The sequence below is a fragment of the Pseudoalteromonas neustonica genome (assembly GCF_001653135.1).
GTDB lineage: Bacteria > Pseudomonadota > Gammaproteobacteria > Enterobacterales > Alteromonadaceae > Pseudoalteromonas > Pseudoalteromonas neustonica.
Window position 1 is genome coordinate 335,381 of the sequence record NZ_BDDS01000003.1, and the last position, 21,920, is coordinate 357,300.

Consider the following 21,920-nt stretch of genomic DNA (forward strand, 5'->3'; position numbering starts at 1 on the left):
GCTTCCGCGTCCTGCTCACGCCCCTTACCTACATCCGTGTAGGTAACAAAGAGTCAATCGCTCCTAGGAAGAACCCTTTGGGCCGCGCATGTTTGGCATCTATACTGCGTTATCGCCTACTTATGGGGAACAACCACACTGCATAGGCGCTGCCTTGCCTAAATACCAAATAGACTGCTGCAAAATCAATCACGAAAGGTCAACACGCCCTAGGTTTATATTATTTTTGCCATTTCATTTTATTATTCGTATCGCGACTCTCAATAATTGTTTTATCAGAGCTTTCTACTCCACCGAGCTTTGCCTGCCTGTCATAGAGCACCACATTACACGTCGCCGCTAAATTCATGCAGCCAATTGTTGGAATATATACAACCTCATCACACCAATTAAGTACCTCTTTACTTATTGAACCATCTTCAGGGCCAAAAATATAAAAAGCGTTTTCAGGGTGAATAAACTCAGGTAAAGGCGTTGCGCCTTCAATCAACTCTATAACAACAGCTTTAGCACCTGAAGGCTTTGCTTGAGCTAAATCTTCCACAGAGGTGAGTGGTATCCGTTCCAGCGCATTTTTAGTATCGGTATGAAATTTTTTGGCTTTTAAATAGCGAGTGCCCGTAAAAAACACTTGCTGAGCGCCATAGCAGCCTGCGGCGCGTAAAACACCGCCAACGTTAGTTGGGCTTTTTGGGTTTATTAAACCAATGGTTGCACGCACTTCACTCATTAATCACAATCCAAGGTAGGCCACTGCGCTACATATAAATCAAAATCATCAAGCTCAACATCACAGTCTTTTACTGTTTTATCGCGTACAGAGATACCAAGCTCATGCATTAGTTTTTTACTCCCCCCATTATTAAGTGGGTGCCATGAGGCAAGGCCGCGACCTTCATGCAAGCGACGATAACTGCAGCTTTGTGGCATAAAGAAAATATCTTTAAGATTTTCTTTGGTTAATTTTACACACGAAGGAACGAGTGTTTGACGGTTCTCATATTCGCTGCAACCGCACGTTTTGTTATCCAAATATTGACAAACTATATTGGTAAATATCAGCTCTTCACCTTCGCGTAGCTGATCTGTCGCCGTAAAATCATCTTCGTCTTCGCTGTCGATAAACGTATTCAAACAGCATTTTCCACAGCCATCGCAAATGGCTTCCCATTCACTTTGTGACATTTGCTCAAGTGATTTCTCAAGCCAAAATTGGTTTTCAATCATGGTATAACTCAGTGCCCCTAATGGCGCGCATTTTAACGTAATTGAGCACCGCGCGCAAAGCCACAATTAGCTTTGCGCTATTTCGGCTTATATCGTTAGCGTTGTGAATCAACCCAACGTTTTATTTTAGCTTCTAAAATAGGCATTGGTAACGCGCCATCTATTAATATTTGTGTGTGAAACTCTTTAATATCAAAGCGTTTACCTAGTTGTTTTTTACTGTAATCACGTAGTTCTTGGATTTTAAACTGCCCTAGCTTGTATGAAAGTGCCTGCCCTGGCCATGCAATATATCGTTCAACCTCAGCGGTCACATCACTTAACGCCATAGATGAATTTTCTAGCATATAATCAATGCCTTGTTGACGTGTCCAGCCTTTAGCATGAAAACCCGTATCAAGGACCAAACGCATCGCGCGTAATTGCTCGTCAGCTAATCGGCCATACCACATGTATGGATCGGTAAATAAACCAAGCTCTTTTCCTAGGCTCTCAGCGTATAATGCCCACCCTTCAGCAAAGACAGTGTAGCCACCAAATTTACGAAATAGCGGTAACGACTCAACTTCCTGTTGCAGTGCAATTTGAAAGTGATGCCCTGGTGCCGCTTCATGAATAGACAGTGTCTCAAGTAAAAACTTAGGCTGCGCTTTTAAATTAAACGTATTTATATAGAATATGCCCGGTCGAGAACCATCCGGTGACGGTGATTGATAAGACGCACCTGCCGCTGATTCTGCACGAAAATCTTCAACAGCTTTAACGATATAATCTGCCTTTGGTGCAATATTAAATAAACTCGGCACACGGGCATCTATTTTAAGTTTTACTGCTTCATAGGCTGCAATCAGTTGTTCTGGAGTATCATAATAAAACTCATCGGATTCACGTAAATGAGTAAAAAAATCAGCTAAACTTCCTTCAAAGCCAACTTTATTTTTTACAGCTTTCATCTCACTAAGAATACGTGAGACTTCTTGTAGACCTATCGTGTGAATTTCATCCGCAGATAAACTTAATGTTGTATTTTTCTTGATTTGATATTCATACCACGCTTTACCATTTGGTAAGTCACTGTAGCCCACTGAGTCGCGGCTTTGAGGTATATAGGTATTGGCTAAAAAGTCACTCATCTTTTTATAGGCAGGGACTAAACGATCCATAATAAGCGCACTGTATTGCTCAGTCAGTTGTTGTTTTTGTTGCGCTGTAAACTGTTCTGGTAGTTGTTTAATGGGACTATAAAATAATGACTCTTTTACGTCGCTAACCACATGCGCTTTAAACTGCGGCAATAATTTTTCAGCTAGCGGTTTTGGTAACACTATTTGTTGCTGTATGCCTTGTTGCATCGCTTGTTCAACGCTGTCTAACCACGTTATGAAGCCATCTGCACGGCTTATAAAATTTTCATAATCCTGATAATTATTAAACGGTTGAGCACTTTGCGCAGAACCAAAACCCGCAAACGTATTATGCGCACCCGACATTTGATTAATTGGGATCAAATAACTTGGAAAGCCTTGTCCTTCAACACTTAATGCTAAATCGCGTTTCAATATTTGATAGCTAAGCAACGCTTGACCCGTTAACTGTTTTGAGTCTATCGCAACTAAGCGTTGTTGATAGGCCTCAGTAAAGGCGCGCATTTTATTGCGTTGTTGCTCAGAAATGGGATTTATAAATTGATTGTTATACTCGTTATAACCAATAAAAGTACCACCTAATGGGTTAAATTGAAGTGACTCTACAAAATATTGCTCAACTAATGTATTTAACTGCTGTGCTGAAAGCGATGTTGTTGCACTAGGCGAATTTGGTGTGATTTGCACCGTGTTGTTGCTACTTGAACACCCTGATAATGCACTTATAACGCACGTTACCAGCATTGTTAACTTAAAATTTTTCATGAAGATCCTTGAATATAAATAACCCGCGTTGTGAGTAAAAAACGATTACCATTTTGTTTTATTAGGCATTATGCTCTAACTGATATTTATTCGCATGTTAATTAATCCATTAACTACGAATTAGCGTGTTTAGTATACAATGTAAATCGACCTTGCTACATTTAAAAATTAATTCATACATAATCAGAAGAAACTAATGAATAAATTGTCACTTAGCGTCCCTTTGAGCCTGCTTTGCCTATCTGCTTTTAGCACTGAAGCAACAACCTACATTACAGCTAAAGCAATGCTTGACGTTAATAACGGCAAGCTAATTAGCACGCCACTCATTCAAATTGATAATGGCGTAATTACTCAAGTCAGCACGGGAAACTTACCTACGCTGCAACAAGGCGATGAACATATTCAATTACCTGAATTAACAATAATGCCAGGACTTATGGATATGCATGTGCATTTAACCAGCGATCCTACCGTGCCTCGTAGTGATCGTATTGGTCAATCAATCCCTCGCCAAGCAATTAAAGCTGCATACTTTGCACAAAAAACCTTAAACGCTGGTTTTACAACCGTGCGTAATGTCGGCGCACAAGGTTACAGTGTTATTGCTGTTCGTGATGGTATTAATGCAGGCGACATTATTGGCCCAAGAATTTGGGCCGCAGGACCATCGCTAGGTGTTACTGGTGGTCATTGTGATAATAACCGCCTGCCGCCTGAGATGAAGTACACGGCAGAAGGTGTTGCCGATGGTCCGTGGGCTGTGCGTGCAAAAGTACGCGAAAATATAAAATATGGTGCAAATGCTATTAAGTTTTGTGCCACTGGTGGGGTATTTTCTAAAGGCACTAAAGTGGGTATTCAGCAATACTCGCTTGAAGAGATGACAGCAATTGTGGACGAAGCCCATATGCGAGGCTTAACGGTCGCAGCGCATGCGCACGGTACCAGTGGAATTACAGCAGCAATTAAAGCAGGTGTAGATAGTGTTGAGCATGTTAGCTTTGTTGACGATGAAGCAATTAAGCTCGCGAAAAAACACGGAACTTGGTTTTCAATGGACATCTATAACACCGAATATACGCTCACTTATGGTGAGCAAAATGGTGTTGCACAAGAGAACTTAGAAAAAGAGCGTCAAGTATCAAAAAAGCAAAGAGATAGTTTTAGGCGCGCAGTTGATGCTGGCGTTAATATGGTGTTTGGTACAGACGCTGCTATTTACCCACATGGCGATAACGCTAAACAGTTTTCTCGTATGGTTGAATTTGGTATGAGCCCATTACAAGCAATACAGTCTGCAACAATCAATAGCGCAAAATTATTAAAGGTTGAGGATAAGCTTGGTCAACTAAAAGTGGGCTTTGCAGCAGATATAATTGCCGTAAAAGGAAACCCATTAAATGATGTGACATTGCTTGAAAATGTTAGCTTTGTAATGAAAGCAGGCACAGTTTATTAATTATTAAGGGTTAACCACAATGGTTGGCCCGCTTTATTTCGAATTTTTATTTTCTGACGCCTCTATTAGTTGAATAAATTGTTACTATGTAAACCACAAAAAAACGAATAATAATAAGATTGTTTCACATTTAATTAATTTTAAGTGAATGGTAATTTTATCTTGTAATACAAATAACAAACATTATCATTACCTTAAATTTCAAAATGATACTTATAATTACAATGTTTAAATTCTCACTTATCTCGTTAGCCTGTTTATCACCCTATACTGCTTTTGCAACCGAACAAGCAGATCTTGAGCACATAACTGTGTATGAAAAGCAAAATCGCGTAATTTTAAATTCAGGGTTAGCCACAAAATCTGACATGTCACTAATGGAAACGCCTGCGCCAATCGTTGTCGTTGATCTAGCCCTTATTAATTCACAAGGCGTTGATAATTTACAAGACTTAGCACGTAATATAAGTGGCGCAACACAAGCAGGTAACAATTATGGTATTGGCGATAATTTAGTTATTCGTGGCCTTGGTGCAAATTATACCTATGATGGCATGTATGGCGGTGCAGGGTTAGGGAATACATTTAACCCTACACGCTCACTTTCAAACGTAGAATCGGTAGAAATTTTAAAAGGCCCTGCTACAGGTTTATATGGTATGGGCAGCGCTGGTGGTGTAATTAACCTTATTGAGAAAAAACCAAAGTTTGATGAGCAACACACAATTACTGCCGAAATTGGTCAATGGGATACTTACTCACTTGGGTTTGATAGTACGAATGCAATAACGGATGATCTTGCATACCGTATCAATATAAAAACAGCGCGAAGCGACGGGTATCGTGATTTAAAAGATGACCGTGATGAAATCTATGCCTCGCTTAAATATGTATTAAATGATCAACAAGACTTTTTAATTTCTGGGGCCTATATTAAAGACGCACTTGCTGTTGATTCTATCGGGCACCCTATTAGGATTTACAACGCTGAATCCGTAGGTGGCAAAACAGCAGATCAAATAACGGGAGATGACTTAGTAAACCACCCAACATCTGCGGGGCTGCAATTATCTGACGCTCAACGTCAACAACTAGCGGACTCTCTTGCTGGCTCTGATGGCTTAACACCCTATAAGTTTGGCCATAACGGCATAATTTCACCAATGGCAAAAGATAATGAAGGTGAAGAACTGCGTTTTAAATTAAGTCATAACTATTTTTTAACTGACGATTTATTTTTAAATCAACAACTCCAGTATCGTAATTTCACAACCAGCTTTGCCCGTCAAACAGGCGCGTATAATTATGTATATTGGAATAGAAGAAATATAATTAACGCAGATCCGCGTGCTCCATTAGTGATTGATGACGTACTTTATCCGTTTGCTGCTCGACGCCAAGAATATCGACAAGTAGAAGCTGACGAAAAATCCTTACAGTACTTTGTCGATTTACGTTATGACTTTGCACTTGGCGATATCGACAATGAATTTTTAGTCAATGCCAACTATGAAGACAGAGATATCCGCTTAACACAGCATTCTATCTACGACGCTGATAAAATGATTAGAAATAAGCAAAGCAATTTAATCTATCAAGGAAGCTTGCCGTATATCCTTGACATTCGTAGCCCTGAGTGGGGAGCGGGTAGCTTCGCTGATTATGATCCATTAATGACAAGTAACTATAACAAAAAAGTACAATCTTGGGGCGTTGGTATACAGCATGTTGCGTACATAAATGACGTAATAACAACCCGTGCTGGGGTTGCCATGAATAATATAAAACAAACCTATGAACACTTTGGAGTTGATGCACGTTATCGTGCCAGTGCTTCAGAGCCAACACCGCAACAAAGCACTGACAATAAAGGCATAACGTATAATCTAGGGGCAACTTATAGACCAACAGATAACATTGCATTATTCATTAATCATGCAAAAGGCCGAGCAGCCTATTCTGTTCTTGGGACTGTACTTGGAAATGAAGGTGATCGTGATGATTCTGAATCATTAAGTTCTGATCTCGGCATTCGCTTTAAGGCACTTGACGACCAACTTCTAGCATCACTCGTTGTCTTTAATACTGAACGTACAAACCTACAATATACAAACCCTGATTACGAGGATGGTGTATCGGGTCCTGACGTACCAAAAGATTTTTTTGATGGTAAAGACCAAACAACCGGCATAGAGTTTGATTTAAATGCCGATATCAATGAGCAATGGAAAATAAATTTCAATGGTGTGTATCAAGATGCTCGAGATAAGAAAAACCCACATTCACAAAATTACGATACACGTCAAAAAGGTGTGCCTCACGTAGCTGCAAGTACGTGGGTAACCTACAGCGCGCAATGGTTTGAGCTTTCTGAGCCACTTCAGATAAATGGCGGAATTAAGTACGTAGATGATAGAAGTACAAACTCAACGTCATTTGGTATCCCAGATGGCTATGTACCAAGTTACACAGTGTATGATGCTGCGTTAAGCTATAAAACACAGCAATGGCAATTACAGCTAAACGTTAATAATCTATTTAATAAATCTTATTATTCAAAGGCGATGTTCCTAGGCGGCATGCCGGGTGAAGAACGTAGTGCTAAACTAACATTTAGCTATACTCTATAGATTTAGTGACAATAAACGCTATAGATTTAGTGACAATAAAAAAGCGCACAAGGGAGTGCGCTTTTTGTTTACTAATTTAAAATCAGATTGTTACAACGATACGCCCATTAATTTCACCTTTTAACATATCATCAAAAATCTCATTAATATCTTCAAGGCGTTTTTCTTGAACAATTGCTTTTACTTTACCTTGAGCGGCAAACTCTAAGCACTCTTGTAAGTCCTTTCGTGTGCCAACAATTGAACCAACAACCGAAACACCATTAAGCACAGTATCAAAAATCGGTAATGGCATATCGTCAGGAGGTAAACCGACCAAAACACATTTACCACCACGACGTACACTTTTATACGCTTGCTCAAAACCAGGTTTAGAAACAGCAGTACAAATTACGGCATGCGCTCCACCGACCTGCTCAAAGATTGCCTCGCTTGGCACAACATCTTTAAAATCAAGCGTAATATCAGCACCTAACTCTTTTGCTAGGGCTAGTTTTTCTTTACCTGTATCAACAGCAATAACATTAAAACCCATCGCTTTAGCGTATTGGACAGCCAAATGCCCTAACCCACCAACACCCACAATAGCAACCCATTGACCCGGTTTTGCATCCGAGACTTTCAGTGCTTTATACGTTGTTACACCGGCGCAAAATAATGGCGCAGCCTCTGTGAAACCAAGCTCTTTTGGAATTTTAACAACATAATCACCGTGGGCTAAACAATACTCTGCGTAGCTGCCATCAATAGAGTAGCCCGTATTATGCTGTGACAAACACAATGTCTCTCTACCGTCTAAACAATATTCACAGTGGCCACACGCGCTATAAAGCCAAGGTACACCCACTCTATCACCAATTTCTAAGTGAGTAACGTTACTGCCCATTTGCTCAATAACACCCACGCCTTCATGCCCTGGAACCAATGGCATTTTTGGCTTTACCGGCCAATCACCGTGGCAAGCGTGTAAATCCGTATGGCAAACACCGCATGCTGCTATTTTAACCAGCACATCGTTTGGGCCTACTTTTGGAATAGGGAGTTGGCCAATTTCTAATTTACCTTTATATTCGTTGTTGATTGCTGCTTTCATGCTCATCCCTTGGTTGGTTAGAAAAATGTTGTCATTCATTTGGTTATCACTTATTACACAACATAACCCACAATAGATGAGTAAATATTAATCCATATCAAACTTTGGTATTAATGCTCTAAAATAACACCGCAAGACCGTACTTACTCGTAACCAGCTAATTTTACGTGCAGTAAAAAACAGACGTTAAAGCACAGGGTAAATCTTGCTATCGTATTTCATCGTGCTAGCATTGGTTTCATTATTTATTGAAACTTGAAAAGCCATGACGTTATCGGATAAAAATTATGCTTTTGTAATGCACTGCGGTGAAATGGGCAGCCGCTGGGGCTTTAACCGTACCATTGGGCAAATGTGTGGACTTTTAATTATTACCAAAGAGCCAATGACAGCTAACGAGATAGCTGATGGCTTAAGTATTTCTCGTGGTAATGTCAGTATGGGTATTAAAGAGTTACAGTCGTGGCGCTTGATAAAAGTTCAACATATTCCCGGCGATCGTAAAGAATATTACGCACCTGCCGGTACTATTTGGGATATGGCAAATCGCGTGTTTGAAGAGCGTAAAAAGCGTGAAATAGATCCTACTTTAAGCCTGTTAAGGGATAACCTTATTGAGCCTGCCACCAATGACGATGAAAAGTTTGCTCAACAACAAATGCATGAAATTCATGACCTGTTAGAGACAGTTACAAAGTGGTCATCAGAGCTACAACGCCTAAGCCCAGAGCAATTACAAAGCTTAATGAAACTCGGCTCAGGCATAGGAAAAGTACTCGATTTTAAAGATAAGATTTTGAAGAAACAGTAAATTAGGTACTAGGTGCTAGGTTCTAGGTTCTAGGAAATTTGACCATTACAGTCGCATAAATACTAAAATGTTAGACAGATTCAATAAACTATGGAGTAATTAAATTGTTAACAATAAAAAAAACATTACCTTTCGCAATAATCTTAATGGTTACAGGCTGTGCGGTTCCCGTGGACAGATATCACGCAACAGCTGATAATCAGACCAAAATCAAAACCTTTAAACATAAGCTAGGTGTGGATAAGTTTACCGCAACTAAAACAGACTATAAGGTACAATGTCGCTTAGCAAATAATGTAGAGATGACTGATGGAAGATCTTTTGAAGGCTATATTCAAGATGCATTAATAGAAGAATTAAAAATGGCAGGGGCGTATTCAAAAGACTCAAAGATAATTATTAAGGGTCACCTGAATGATACAGACGTAAGTTCTGGTGTTACGGATGCCCATTGGACATTTAATTTAACTGTTTCTAACACTGAAGGTAAAAGTTTCACTATTAATTATAAAAGAGAATATAGTGCTAGTTTTATGGGCGATATAGCTTGTAGAGATGACATGCCAAAATCGTTCTTACCAACAGTGCAAGAGTTAATAGGTAAAATAATAAACCATCCAGGATTTAATGAATTATTTGGTGAATAAACTATCTAACAAAGCTTTATGTGGACTAGAGTGGTTTAAAGGACTTTTAACAGAGCGTAGCGAAAACCTCGGGGGCTTGCCCCCGTGCTGGATAGTGTAGACTGGGCTTGTCCCAGTCTGTACTATCGAACACATGGAACTTCAAAGAAATACGCATCACGTTTTTAGGATCATGTACCATTTTGTGTGAATACCTAAATATCCACATAAAGTGTTCTCAGAGCCTTATAGGACAGAGATGAAAGCAATTATTCAAAAGATTGGTTACGACTATGACATTGATATAATTGAGTTAGAAATACCAGAAGATCATATTCATATGGTAGTTCGAAGTGAACCGAAAATGTCACCTAGTAAAATAATGCAGATAGTAAAGAGTATTTGGCGAGAGAATTTTTTCGACTTTATCCAGATGTAAAGAGGCGATACTTTTGGGGTGGTAAGCTGTGGACTCAGAGTTATTTTGTCGAAACGATAGGAAATGCAAACGAAGATACGATCAGAGCGTATGTGCAAAATCAGCTAACCGAATTAGATAATAAAGAAAAACACGGGGCTCAGTTAGGGCTCCTTTAAACTCGGTCGCTTGCGGCCGATTCTTTAATAAAGGAGTATTACACCAGCTCATTATTAGAATCACCTTGTTCAACTAAAAGTCCTGGGAATTGATAGAATTCATCACGCCTTAAGCATCAAAATCATTGCCTGTGCTCTAATTTACAGCTATATGCTTATAAATTTTTATACATCCTCTTAAGCGCAGCGTCTCATAACCTCTTTGTGAATAATTCACTTGAAGTGTTTTCACCACAAAAAAGAGCAATGAAAGGCTTGTTAATACTAAGCAAAGATGCAGACTGATAGGATATTTTTTCGTTGGGTTTCGTTGCACTCTACCCAACCTACGTAGCCAAATTTAACACCTAGCTTACAACTTAAAGCTTACCGCTTTTAGCTAGTTTATCTGTTTTATAAACAAAAGCGCGAGATATACTCGCGCTTTCTAAAAACACCCTAGAACCTAGTTACCTAGATCCTAGCATCTAATTATTTACTAAATCGCTGGATACCCAATGCGATCAGATAAATAGCCAACGCTGGTGGCGAAGTAGTATGAACGGTTCCAATGCATCAGTGCTTTGTAGTTGTCATAGGCAAGATACATACGACCGCCCATGTCATCAGGCATAACTAGCGCCGCGGTTACATCTACATTTGGCAAGTCAGTGCCGTCCATTTTACGTAAACCAAGTGCTTGCCAATCAGCCAATGAACGCTCAGAATCAGCCCAATATTCAAGCCACTGCTTACGCGTTCGTGTTCCTCGTTTTAATATATAATTTTTATCAAAGCCTTCTGGTAATTTAACTTGGCGGCCCCACGTTAAATCGTCATTCCAACCGGCTTGTTTTAAGTAATTAGCGATTGAAGCAAATGCATCTGCTTGGGTTGTCCAAATATCTTTGCGGCCATCATTGTCATAATCTACGGCGTAGGCATTAAACGATGTTGGCATAAACTGTGTTTGCCCCATAGCACCAGCCCAAGATCCTTTAAATTTATCTAAAGTGATATGCCCTTCTTTTAGAATATCTAGCGCTGCCCAAAGTTGATTTTTATACATGGTTTCACGGCGGCCATCAAAGGCGAGTGTGACAACAGATGAAATAACACCGTGTCCACCTTGAATTTTACCAAAGTTACTTTCAAGTCCCCATAACGCCACTATGAATCGCGCTTGCACACCAAACTCGGCTGCAACTTGTTCTAGCAGCTCTTTGTTTTGTGCATATAACTTACGGGCACGGTCGATTTTCCATTGTGGAACACGTTTGGGTAAATAGCCTTCCAGGGTTTCTTTTACTTCTGGCTGGCTTTTATCTGCCGAAATAACCTTTTTTTTGAACTTTGCAGTCGCAAAGGCTTGTTCAATTAACGAGTTGTCATACCCTTTTTGCGCCGCTTCCTGCTTTAGATTGGCAACATATTCATCAAATTTAGCCTGTGTATTGGCCAGTACAGATGTGCTAGTTGTACAAATAAAAGCACTACATAAAATAGCAGACAAATTTTTCATTACTTTTTTAGTCACTATCAGCTCCATTTTGCTTTCTGAGTTCAGCTAATAAGTTTGCTTCTGGAGGTGGAAGCTGAAGATAAAAGCCTTTATCAGACAATGCTTCTTTCACTAAATTAAGATCGGCTCCACCTAAATGCTCACGTTTTGCTAGATTAATAATCATTACGTAATGTGGTTGACCAAACATAGCCATTAAAGGTTCCGGAACCTTACTAAAATCATCTCTTTTTTCTACATAGAGGAAGGTATCCGCTTTTTTCTTACTTTTATATACCGCAGTTAGCATTATGACCCTATAAAATCTTGCTTAACAGTGCCGCACACTATAACATGAGACTAATAATAAGTTAGAATAATTAGATCGGAAATTTCAATTAAGGGCCTATTCAGCCTAGGTTTATCTAATATTAATTTCTGATTCAACAATTCAAATGAGCGTGTATGTCGGACCAAATTTTTGAGCTAAAAGGGAATCTTTTTACGTTATCAGTTTTACATCTTTATAGTACTGATATAACCCTTTTAGCAGAACAACTGTATATAAAAATAGCCCAAGCCCCTCGCTTTTTTGAAGGGGCACCTATTGTTGTGAACTTAATTGAAATAAAAAACAGTACGCTTGATTTTGTACATTTAAAATCGCTAATCGAACGCATGCATTTTAATGCTGTTGGTGTATGTAATGGCTCTGATGAGCAACATGCGCAAGCTAAGTTAGCAGGCCTTTCTGTTTTAAATTATTCACAAGACGTTAAGAGTGAACCTGTTATACAAGAAGCGAATACTTCAATTGTTGAAAAAACAGTTCACTTGCCGGCACAAGTAATTCACGGCACTGTTCGTTCTGGCCAGCAAGTTTATGCCAAAGATCGCGATTTAATCGTGATTGGTGCCGTTAGCCATGGTGCAGAAGTGATTGCTGACGGTAATGTGCACATTTATGGCGCATTACGCGGACGTGCTATTGCCGGTGCACAAGGTGATAATGAAGCGCGAATATTTTGTCAAAAGCTAGAAGCAGAGCTTGTTTCAATTAATGGCAACTATTGGATTAGCGACTCTCTACAAGGCGAACACTGGGGTAGTGCTGCACAAATCCAGCAAAAAAATGAATCATTAGAAATTTCAGCTTTGGTTAAAGGATAAATCTTATGGCAAAAGTTATTGTCGTTACATCGGGTAAAGGTGGTGTAGGTAAAACTACGTCAAGTGCTGCAATTGGCACAGGTTTAGCCCTTAAAGGGTATAAAACAGTTATTATTGATTTTGATATTGGTTTACGTAACCTTGATTTAATCATGGGCTGTGAGCGTCGCGTAGTTTATGATTTTGTAAACGTAATTAATGGTGAAGCTAAATTAAACCAAGCGTTAATAAAAGATAAGCGTGTAGATAAGTTGTTTTTACTTCCGGCATCTCAAACGCGAGATAAAGATGCACTAACGCGTGACGGTGTCGAGCGTGTTTTAAATGAGTTAAAGAAGGACTTCGATTATATTGTTTGTGATTCTCCGGCGGGCATTGAAGCCGGTGCGATGATGGCGATGTACTTTGCTGATGAAGCAATTGTTACAACGAACCCTGAAGTATCATCAGTACGCGATTCAGATCGCATTTTAGGTATTTTGCATAGCAAATCTAAACGCGCTGAAGAAGGGTTAGAAAATATAAAAGAACATTTATTACTGACTCGTTATAATCCAGAGCGTGTATTAAAAGGCGAGATGCTTTCTGTAGAAGATGTACAAGATATTCTGTCTATTGAACTTTTAGGTGTAATCCCTGAATCACAAGCCGTATTAAGTGCATCAAACTCTGGCCAACCTGTCATTTTGGACACTGAATCAGATGCAGGCCAAGCTTATGCTGATGCCATTGATCGCCTACTCGGTGAAACAGTCGATTTTCGTTTCTTAGATGTAGAAAAGAAAGGGTTATTTAAACGGATATTTGGAGGTTAATGTGTCACTACTTGACTACTTCCGCTCAGAAAAGAAAAACACAGCGTCATTAGCAAAAGAGCGATTGCAGATCATTGTCGCACACGAACGTTCACAACGTGGTACGCCTGATTATTTACCACAGTTGAAGCAGGATATACTTGATGTAATACGTAAGTACGTCAACATTAATTCTGATGCTGTACAGGTACAGTTTGATCAAAATGAAGATGATTTAGCCGTTTTAGAGCTAAATGTCACGTTGCCTGACGAAGAAAAAAAGTAATAAACTGCGGGTGCTATTTAGCATCCGCTTACCTACGTAAGTAATAGTATACCTACATACTGCGCCTAATGACATAATTTAAGTACCTTTTTTGGGCTCAATTTAAAGTTGTGCTTTTACTTTCAAGTGCCATATGAAAGATTGAAAATGGTTTACCCATAGCGTCAAGTGACGAGCGCGAAATAATATTAAATCCACAATGTTGGTTAAAACGAACAGCCAGTGGATTTTGTTCGTTTACATCAACTTTATTTGCATCCAGTTGCGTAATGGCACAGCTTAAAAGTGTTTCCCCCCTTGCCTCGCGCCGAGTTTAAGATAAATAGCATTGCAATTTTTGAATCATAAACACAAATAAAACAATAATCTCACCAACAGCATTTTTCCATTTCTTTATGTAGCCGCAGGGAAACCTTGTTCTATCATTATTGGCTTAAAAGGCATTCAGTAGCAGAATTGGTTAAATAAATCGCTTCGACCAAGCGGTGTAATTTCCAGAAATCAAGTAAACTGGCTGTGTATAACAACCAGATACTCGTGTTAAAGCCTGTTGTTCAGCTTTTATAAACTCGTTAAACATCCCATTCTTTTAGCGCGTCTTTTATATAGTTATAACGCCATGATCTTAGTAAGTCTGGTTTTGGTGTTGTTTTACGTGTCTCACTGTCTAGCTTCCAATTCCAACTGATCAACTGGTTGATTTGCTTTTTTGAAGCAAACACATCTTCCGGAATGGCGTTCTTTTTAGCCACAGCCGTAATTTTTTGTTTAATGTCTTTAGCTACTTTCTTATAATCAGGGAAATCGATTAAACGGCGCAAAGTTGGCGGGTGATCCTGTATTTCAACCCGTTTAGCTTGTTCTAAACATTTTAAAATTTCAACCCCTGAGCGATTCACTTCACTGCTTTCAATGTCTGGAATATTTCGCATCGCATTTAAGCTTGTAGGTTTACGTTTTACAATCTCTACCAAATTATGTTCTTTTAAAACAAAGTTAAGCGCCAAGTTTTTGCGAATTGCTTTATTACGTCGCCATGCAGCAAGCTCTCGTAAAATCACTAAGTCAGCAGGTTTTAACTGCCACGCATTTTTAATATCTTTATACAAAAGTTCATCTGGAATTTGATAAGCTCGTTTTTGCGCTATCAACTCACTTTCTGCGATAACAATATCAAAAAATTTGGCATCGTTAATTTGCTTAATAATAATCTCAAAGCACGGGAGTAGATGAAATACATCTGCGGCAGCATAATCTAGCTGGCTGTTTGTTAATGGTCGTTGTAACCAATTTGTGCGTGATTCACTTTTATCAATTTCAATATCAAGTAAATTTTTAACCATATGCGCAAACCCCATGCAATTACCATTTCCTAAAAGCTGGAGTGCAAATTGGGTATCAAATAATGGCGCAGGAACAAACCCCGCGTATTTTTGAAATACTTCAATATCTTCTGATGGTGAGTGCAGTACTTTTAATACTTTTGGATCTCGCAATATTTGCCAAAAATCAAATAGTGAAAGTTCTGCAAGTGGATCTATCAAAGCTAAATGTTCGCCATCATACACTTGGATCAGTGCGACTTCTGGATATAAAGTACGTCGACGCATAAACTCTGTATCAATTGCTAATATTGGTTTATTGCTAATTTGCTCTACAAACTCATTTAGTTGATTTTGTGTTTTTATCAGTTGGTATTGCACTTAAACTCCTACAATAAAAAAGCCGACTTATGTCGGCTTTTTTAGCTTGCTAATCTTTTAAGGCTCTTCTGAGGATTTTGCCAACATTTGTTTTTGGCAACTCATCCCTAAATTCTACGAGCTTAGGGACCTTATAATTAGTTAAATTATCACGACAGTGCTTTATTATATCTTTTTCAGTTAAAGATGGGTCTTTTTTAACAACAAAAACTTTAACTTGTTCACCACTGACATCGTGAGGGATACCAATTGCAGCAACTTCAAGCACGCCATCATGCATTGCAACAACTTCTTCTATCTCATTTGGATAAACATTAAAACCAGAAACAATAATCATATCCTTCTTACGATCAACAATAAAAAAGAAACCATCATCATCGTAAGTTGCAATATCACCCGTTGCAAACCAACCATCTTGCAGGCATTCAGCTGTTGCATCAGGGCGATTATAATACCCTAACATTACTTGTGGGCCTTTAACCCATAACTCACCCGGTTCACCTTTGGCTGCTTCTTCACCATTATCTAACATTAGTTTAATGTCAGTATTTGGTGCAGGTAAACCAATAGAGCCATTATAAGAGCCTAAGTCATACGGACTAATAGTTACCAAAGGTGAACACTCAGTTAAACCATAACCTTCCATTAGCTTACTTTTAGTGACTGCCTGCCATTTTTCAGCAACGGGACGCTGAACGGCCATTCCGCCGCCAAGTGACATTTTTAAATGACTAAAATCTAAATCCGCAAAACCTGGAGTATTTAATAAACCATTAAATAAAGTATTTACACCTGTGATTGCTGTGAACTTATGTTGGCTTAATTCTTTTACAAACCCTTGCATATCTCGTGGGTTAGTGATTAATAAGTTTAAACCACCATACTTCATAAATGTTAAGCAATTAGCTGTTAATGCAAAAATATGATACAGCGGCAATGCAGTCACAACCACTTCTGTACCACGGTTAAGTACTTTGTCTAAACAGCCAGATACTTGCTCTAAATTACCAACCATGTTGCCATGAGTTAACATTGCGCCTTTAGAAACACCTGTAGTTCCACCTGTATATTGTAAAAATGCAATATCAGATAAACATATATCAGGCTTTTTATACGCGTTTTCGTTTGCAGCAAGTAAAGACTCAAACTTGATAGGGTTAGGTAATGAGTAACTTGGTACCATTTTCTTTATGCGCTTAACAACAAAGTTAACTACATGTTTTTTCAAACCACCAACCATATCGCCTACTTGTGTGACAACAATATGTTTTACTTTTGTATGTGGTAATGCTTTTTCAAGCGTGTCAGCAAAATTTGCGAGTATAAAAATAGCTGATGTTTGTGAATCATTCAACTGATGTTCAAGCTCACGTACTGTATACAGAGGGTTTACATTAACCACCACACATCCAGCACGTAAAATGCCCAATATTGAAACTGGTGTTTGCAATAAGTTTGGCATCATAACCGCGACTTTGTCGCCTTTTTTCAGCCCAAGCTCATTTTGAATATAAGAAGCGACACGTTTAGTTGCACTATCTATTTCATCATAACTGAGCGTTTTACCCATGTTAGTAAAAGCAGGCAGATCTTTGTAATCAGTGAAGCTCTTTTCAAACACTTCTAACAACGAGTTGTAGTGTTCAGGATCGATTGTTTCAGGCATACCCTCTGGGTAGCGCTTAAGCCAGATTTTTTCCACTCTTAGCTCCTGTTCTATTTATAATTTATTTTTATTAAACCTTAAACTAACTAAGGCAACTTCACAATTGAGCAAATACTCTAATGGGTAAATAATCCCACATTTGGCGCAAAGATACAATTAGCATGCACCATTTTGCAGCATAAACCCCTGAATTTGCTGTAAACACTTAACTGGATTTTGCATATGACAGTGATGTCCTCCTTCGAGTTCAGTTACTGTTAGGTCTTTGTAATATCTACTATAATCATTTATGTTATCACGTACAAATGGGTACCCTACAGTGCCTAATATTAACTGACACGGCACATTTATTTCATTTATAATGGCTATGCATTGTTGCTCATCAAATCTAAAACCTGAATGATTTTTGAGCTTTGGGTCGGTAGTAAGTACCCATTTACCACCACTTTGGGCGATATTTCTATCCATTAATAATGCGATTAAATCAATTGGTAAATCACTCATTAATGCGCGAGCTTGATAAATCGTTTGCTTTGACTCATAACTCCTGGGTGCTTTTTTGTTGGTTCGGCGTCTGTTTAAAATTGCTTGACGTAATTGCTGCACAACGTCGTTGCTGGGCGTTGTGATCACACCAAATCCTTCTATCATAGTGACTGATTTTACCTTTTCGGCAAAACAGCTGGCAAATAGTCCTGCAGCCATCGCTCCCATAGAATGCCCCACTAAATGCACTTTTTTATCTGTGATTTTGGTAATGAAATTATAAATGTCATCAATGTAATCTACAAAATAGTAATGCGCATCACTACTTCGCCAATCTGAGTGACCATGCCCAGGAAAATCAAGGCAGTACCATTTACCTTCTAACTGAGTGTTTTTTAACATTGGTATAAAACTATGGCAATTATCCAGCCACCCATGTAATCCAATAACAATTTCATCACCTTCGCCAAAGGTTAGTCCATGTAACGCTAAAGTACCACTTTGAATTAAAAAAGGCTGCAAAGGATCATTCCTCATTTTTTTGACTTTGTTTACCGTAAAAGACATTTAATTATCATACATTGTGTATACAATAACACCACAAAATATATGGGATCCTAAAATGATAAAACAAATAAGTCTATTGGCATTAGCGTGTTCTAGCTATGCATACGCAGAGCAGACTCCAAAGAACATTATTTATATGATTGGTGATGGCATGGGCCCAGCTTATACCACTGCTTACCGCTACTTCAAAGATGACCCAGCGACTAAAGAAATTGAAAGCACGGTCTTTGATACAATATTAACAGGAATGGCGCATACATACCCTGATGATCATACGTATGTAACTGACAGTGCTGCAAGCGCTACAGCCCTTAGTAGCGGCCATAAAAGCTATAATGGGGCTATAGCAGTAGACACTGATAAAAAGCCTGTTAAAACAATGCTTGAAATAGCAAAAGAACGCGGGATGATCACTGCACTTGTTGCCACATCGCAAATTAATCATGCAACTCCGGCAAGTTTTGCATCACACAATGAATCGCGCCGCAACTATAATGAAATTGCCAATGATTACATCGACAATAAAATTGCAGGAAAGTTACCTGTCGATTTAATGCTAGGCGGTGGTACTGCATATTATATTCGTGACGATCGTAATTTGGTTGCTGAGTTTAAAGCGGCTGGCTACCAATATAGCGATGATTTTAATAGTTTAAAGCAAATTAATCAGATCCCTGCAATTGGTTTATTTGCCCCTAAAGGAATGCCATCAGCCCTTGATGAAAACCCAACTCGTTTAGCTAAAATGACCGACAAAGCCCTTAAACTACTTGATAAAAATAAAAAAGATGGCTTTTTTGTAATGATCGAAGGCAGTCAAATCGATTGGTGTGGTCATGCCAATGATATCGCATGTGCGATGGCCGAAATGGACGACTTTGCCAAATCAATCGAGCACGCTAAGGCGTATGTTGACAAGAACCCAGATACGTTACTTGTTATTACTGCAGATCATTCAACGGGAGGTTTAACTCTTGGAGCGCATGGTCAATACAAATGGGAGGCTGAAGTTGTAAAAGGCGTTAAAGCTACAGCGACTAAATTAACCAAGTTAATGTTAGAAGCTGATGACTTAAAAGCAATTTGGACAGCAAATACAACGATTGAGTACACCAGTGAAAATCAAGTTAAGCTTGAGCAAGCAAAAAAAATGGGAAGTAAAACACTCAACCTTGCTATAAAAGATATTATTAGTAAAGCAAGCTTTACTGGCTGGACAACCGGCGGCCATACCGCAATCGATGTTCAAGTTTTTGCTTACGGGCCAAGTTCTACACAATTTGTAGGGTCGCAAAACAACACCGACATAGCAAACAAACTAATTAACTTTATCCAGAAAAAATAATGGCTATCTATGATGTTGTTTTTTGAGTAATTCAACAGCAACATTATAAGGTAACGCTTTATTATATAAAAAGCCCTGTGCACATTGTATATGGGCTTTTTTTACAACATCTTCGTGTAATTTACTCTCTACCCCCTCAGCAACTATTTTAAAGCCCAGCTCATCGCATATCTTAGCTAAATGCTGATAAAGTACGGCTGATTTAATATTGCCATCGATTGGTAATAAACTACGATCCAGTTTTATCGTATTGATATTAAGCTTAGATAAAACAGATAAACAAGAATACCCAGTACCAAAATCATCCATTGCACATTGAATATTATGCTTATTTAAATATTTAACTAATTCAATTGTTGATTCAAAATCTTCAATATAACTTGACTCTAAAATCTCGACTTCAACCTGATTTGGGAATCGAGAGAAAGCTTTAACTACACGTTTATAGCCATCAGCAAGCAAATTTTGTGGCGATATATTAAAGCTAATTTTTGGATGAAAACCCTGTCGCGCAAAATTGTCTAAATCAACTTCTAATTGATCAATAACAAAGCTATCAATTACATGCATTAGTTTATGCTGCTCAAGTGTAGCCAAAAACCAAGGGCCCATTACTTCGCCATCATTTTTTATTAAACGTAATAATGCTTCAAAACCAACAATCTGCTGACTTAAGGGATCCATTTTTGGCTGATAATACAATGCCAATGCGCCACTATTGAGTGCATCAGTGACTGTTTTAAGACTATATTGTTCAATATGCTGTTCGGAATGTGATTTCGCAAAGCTTTCTTCCGCTTTATCTTCAATAACATGACCTGCGCTGTAGCGTTTTACAAGCATATCTAGCGCTTTACCTGTGATGTTGTGACGTTGGTTTGCAAGTACAAAGGGATAATAAATGGCTACATTTAATGCGATTAACACTAATTGCAGAGCAATGCCTGTCCAACTATGGGTGATCATCCACCCACTCAATAAAACGGGTGTAAACCAAGGTATATTCTCACTGGCACTAAGCACAATAAGTCCATGATCTATCAATTGATATGCAATGAAACCATTAACAATAGGGGCAAGTAAAAACGGAATTAAAAAATAAGGGTTAAATACAATAGGTAATGCATAAATCATTACCTCACTTATATTAAACACAGCCAATGGCGCTGAAATACGAGCGATGCTGCGTTCATGCTCTGCATTTTTAAGTAAATAACAGGCAATTATTAATCCCCATAAGCACCCTGTTCCACCTAGTAACACAAAAATAGAGAAGAAGTTATAACTCGACAGGCCTTCAAGAACTTGATAATCAGTGTACGCAGCTGGCGCTAAAATATGATAGGTATTATCCCCATGAACACCAAAAAACCATAGCATATGAGCCGTAATCATTTGGAAACTAACTTTATCAAACACACTTGCATCTTGGTGATAATTCATAAGGAATGCGAGTATTTTATTGCCAAAATCACTTATGAAGGGAATACAAATTAACGTTATCAAACTTGTTAGCAAGTAAGGAAATATTAGGTTTAAATGCTTCCTTAAGAATAAGCTTATAGTGCTTATACCTACTAACTTGAGTGCATTTATTGACGCAAAATAATGCAGTATGTAACAACAAAATATCGGCATTAAAATAGAGTAAAGAACCCCACCTTTACTATCTATATGTATCCCTGCTTCATTTACTATGATGTATCCTGTACTTGCAGCAAAACACACTATCACCAGCACAGGGCTTGCAATTGAGTGTAGTTTTAGATTTTTTGATAAATAATAGCTAAATGACAAGAGTGTTATTAATGGAAATAACGCCCAAACCAAAGTATTGAACGTATTTAAAAATTCATGACTTCCCCCTTTATCCGCAATATCAAACCATTGATTGAGTAATGTGATCACTGAAGCAACAATGAAAAAAGGAATAAGAGCGATATAACTTTCACGCAATGAAAGGATCAATGTGTTTGAAGATAGCTTCACAGCACTTTGATTAAATTGATTAAATATCTTAGCCAGCAAAACGGTTTATTCTTTTTATTTTTTTTCTACAATACCGAA

General features: G+C 38.5%; 18 protein-coding genes and 1 pseudogene. 9 read left to right on the forward strand and 10 right to left on the reverse strand.

Annotated elements, in window-relative coordinates:
* Positions 1–220: 220 nt before the first annotated feature.
* The 3 genes from A7967_RS07220 to A7967_RS07230 all read right to left on the reverse strand — a co-directional run bounded on the left by A7967_RS07220 (position 221) and on the right by A7967_RS07230 (position 3,137).
* The gene (locus A7967_RS07220; protein WP_064435569.1) at positions 221–730 is read right to left on the reverse strand and encodes an RNA methyltransferase; all 510 of its coding nucleotides are present in this window, start codon (positions 728–730) and stop codon (positions 221–223) included.
* Complete coding sequence (locus tag A7967_RS07225; RefSeq protein WP_064435570.1) at positions 730–1,227, reverse strand: YcgN family cysteine cluster protein; 498 nt, start codon at positions 1,225–1,227, stop codon at positions 730–732. Before A7967_RS07225 ends, A7967_RS07220 begins: the two co-directional genes overlap by 1 nt.
* Before the next feature lie 95 nt (positions 1,228–1,322).
* Positions 1,323–3,137 carry a DUF885 domain-containing protein gene (locus tag A7967_RS07230; RefSeq protein WP_064435571.1) on the reverse strand — a complete coding sequence of 605 codons (1,815 nt, stop codon included), beginning with the start codon at positions 3,135–3,137 and terminating at the stop codon, positions 1,323–1,325.
* A 196-nt stretch (positions 3,138–3,333) separates the two neighbouring features.
* On the opposite strand from A7967_RS07230, the gene A7967_RS07235 reads away from it, so the two are divergent.
* Both A7967_RS07235 and A7967_RS07240 read left to right on the forward strand, forming a co-directional pair.
* The gene (locus A7967_RS07235; RefSeq protein WP_064435572.1) at positions 3,334–4,599 is read left to right on the forward strand and encodes a Xaa-Pro dipeptidase; all 1,266 of its coding nucleotides are present in this window, start codon (positions 3,334–3,336) and stop codon (positions 4,597–4,599) included.
* Between the two features lie 218 nt (positions 4,600–4,817).
* Positions 4,818–7,229: a TonB-dependent receptor gene (locus A7967_RS07240; RefSeq protein WP_099458975.1), complete on the forward strand. Its 2,412-nt coding sequence runs from the start codon at positions 4,818–4,820 to the stop codon at positions 7,227–7,229.
* 82 nt (positions 7,230–7,311) lie between these two features.
* On the opposite strand, the gene adhP is transcribed toward A7967_RS07240, so the two are convergent.
* Positions 7,312–8,322 carry an alcohol dehydrogenase AdhP gene (gene adhP / locus A7967_RS07245; protein ID WP_064435574.1) on the reverse strand — a complete coding sequence of 337 codons (1,011 nt, stop codon included), beginning with the start codon at positions 8,320–8,322 and terminating at the stop codon, positions 7,312–7,314.
* Between the two features lie 265 nt (positions 8,323–8,587).
* Between adhP and A7967_RS07250 the strand changes: the two genes are divergently transcribed.
* From A7967_RS07250 to tnpA, 3 genes and pseudogenes are all read left to right on the forward strand, one after another.
* On the forward strand, positions 8,588–9,133 hold the full coding sequence (locus A7967_RS07250) for a GbsR/MarR family transcriptional regulator (RefSeq protein ID WP_064435575.1): 546 nt from the start codon (positions 8,588–8,590) through the stop codon (positions 9,131–9,133).
* A gap of 104 nt (positions 9,134–9,237) precedes the next feature.
* A complete protein-coding gene (locus A7967_RS07255; protein ID WP_082916324.1) occupies positions 9,238–9,780 on the forward strand; it encodes a hypothetical protein in 543 nt (180 codons plus the stop codon).
* A gap of 238 nt (positions 9,781–10,018) precedes the next feature.
* Positions 10,019–10,356, forward strand: a pseudogene (tnpA, locus tag A7967_RS23625) (IS200/IS605 family transposase).
* Positions 10,357–10,834: 478 nt separating this feature from the next.
* On the opposite strand, the gene A7967_RS07265 reads toward tnpA, so the two are convergent.
* Entirely contained in the window at positions 10,835–11,857 is a 1,023-nt protein-coding gene (locus tag A7967_RS07265) for a lytic murein transglycosylase (protein WP_439951180.1), read from the reverse strand.
* A gap of 7 nt (positions 11,858–11,864) precedes the next feature.
* On the reverse strand, positions 11,865–12,146 hold the full coding sequence (locus tag A7967_RS07270; RefSeq protein WP_054203736.1) for a YcgL domain-containing protein: 282 nt from the start codon (positions 12,144–12,146) through the stop codon (positions 11,865–11,867).
* A gap of 155 nt (positions 12,147–12,301) precedes the next feature.
* Between A7967_RS07270 and minC the strand changes: the two genes are divergently transcribed.
* From minC to minE, 3 genes are read left to right on the forward strand one after another with little or no spacing between them, the layout of a single operon-like run.
* Entirely contained in the window at positions 12,302–13,006 is a 705-nt protein-coding gene (gene minC, locus A7967_RS07275) for a septum site-determining protein MinC (protein ID WP_054203737.1), read from the forward strand.
* 5 nt (positions 13,007–13,011) lie between these two features.
* On the forward strand, positions 13,012–13,821 hold the full coding sequence (gene minD, locus A7967_RS07280) for a septum site-determining protein MinD (protein WP_054203738.1): 810 nt from the start codon (positions 13,012–13,014) through the stop codon (positions 13,819–13,821).
* Between the two features lies 1 nt (position 13,822).
* Positions 13,823–14,086, forward strand: a complete 264-nt coding sequence (minE, locus tag A7967_RS07285; RefSeq protein ID WP_054203739.1) for a cell division topological specificity factor MinE — start codon at positions 13,823–13,825, stop codon at positions 14,084–14,086.
* A 572-nt stretch (positions 14,087–14,658) separates the two neighbouring features.
* On the opposite strand, the gene rnd is transcribed toward minE, so the two are convergent.
* The 3 genes from rnd to A7967_RS07300 all read right to left on the reverse strand — a co-directional run bounded on the left by rnd (position 14,659) and on the right by A7967_RS07300 (position 18,463).
* Positions 14,659–15,789 carry a ribonuclease D gene (gene rnd / locus A7967_RS07290; RefSeq protein ID WP_054203740.1) on the reverse strand — a complete coding sequence of 377 codons (1,131 nt, stop codon included), beginning with the start codon at positions 15,787–15,789 and terminating at the stop codon, positions 14,659–14,661.
* 49 nt (positions 15,790–15,838) lie between these two features.
* On the reverse strand, positions 15,839–17,491 hold the full coding sequence (gene fadD, locus A7967_RS07295) for a long-chain-fatty-acid--CoA ligase FadD (RefSeq protein WP_064435578.1): 1,653 nt from the start codon (positions 17,489–17,491) through the stop codon (positions 15,839–15,841).
* Positions 17,492–17,611: 120 nt separating this feature from the next.
* On the reverse strand, positions 17,612–18,463 hold the full coding sequence (locus tag A7967_RS07300; protein WP_064435591.1) for an alpha/beta fold hydrolase: 852 nt from the start codon (positions 18,461–18,463) through the stop codon (positions 17,612–17,614).
* A 100-nt stretch (positions 18,464–18,563) separates the two neighbouring features.
* Between A7967_RS07300 and A7967_RS07305 the strand changes: the two genes are divergently transcribed.
* Positions 18,564–19,853: an alkaline phosphatase gene (locus tag A7967_RS07305; protein ID WP_054203742.1), complete on the forward strand. Its 1,290-nt coding sequence runs from the start codon at positions 18,564–18,566 to the stop codon at positions 19,851–19,853.
* A gap of 3 nt (positions 19,854–19,856) precedes the next feature.
* On the opposite strand, the gene A7967_RS07310 is transcribed toward A7967_RS07305, so the two are convergent.
* On the reverse strand, positions 19,857–21,881 hold the full coding sequence (locus tag A7967_RS07310; protein ID WP_054203743.1) for an EAL domain-containing protein: 2,025 nt from the start codon (positions 21,879–21,881) through the stop codon (positions 19,857–19,859).
* Between the last annotated feature and the right edge of the window lie 39 nt (positions 21,882–21,920).

Coding starts and splice junctions, on each gene's coding strand:
- A7967_RS07235 (WP_064435572.1), top strand. CDS start 3,334: ATGAATAAATTGTCACTTAGCGTCCCTTTGAGCCTGCTTTGCCTATCT.
- A7967_RS07220 (WP_064435569.1), bottom strand. CDS start 730: ATGAGTGAAGTGCGTGCAACCATTGGTTTAATAAACCCAAAAAGCCCA.
- A7967_RS07270 (WP_054203736.1), bottom strand. CDS start 12,146: ATGCTAACTGCGGTATATAAAAGTAAGAAAAAAGCGGATACCTTCCTC.
- A7967_RS07225 (WP_064435570.1), bottom strand. CDS start 1,227: ATGATTGAAAACCAATTTTGGCTTGAGAAATCACTTGAGCAAATGTCA.
- A7967_RS07230 (WP_064435571.1), bottom strand. CDS start 3,137: ATGAAAAATTTTAAGTTAACAATGCTGGTAACGTGCGTTATAAGTGCA.
- minD (WP_054203738.1), top strand. CDS start 13,012: ATGGCAAAAGTTATTGTCGTTACATCGGGTAAAGGTGGTGTAGGTAAA.
- A7967_RS07265 (WP_439951180.1), bottom strand. CDS start 11,857: ATGAAAAATTTGTCTGCTATTTTATGTAGTGCTTTTATTTGTACAACT.
- minC (WP_054203737.1), top strand. CDS start 12,302: ATGTCGGACCAAATTTTTGAGCTAAAAGGGAATCTTTTTACGTTATCA.
- A7967_RS07250 (WP_064435575.1), top strand. CDS start 8,588: ATGACGTTATCGGATAAAAATTATGCTTTTGTAATGCACTGCGGTGAA.
- adhP (WP_064435574.1), bottom strand. CDS start 8,322: ATGAAAGCAGCAATCAACAACGAATATAAAGGTAAATTAGAAATTGGC.
- A7967_RS07305 (WP_054203742.1), top strand. CDS start 18,564: ATGATAAAACAAATAAGTCTATTGGCATTAGCGTGTTCTAGCTATGCA.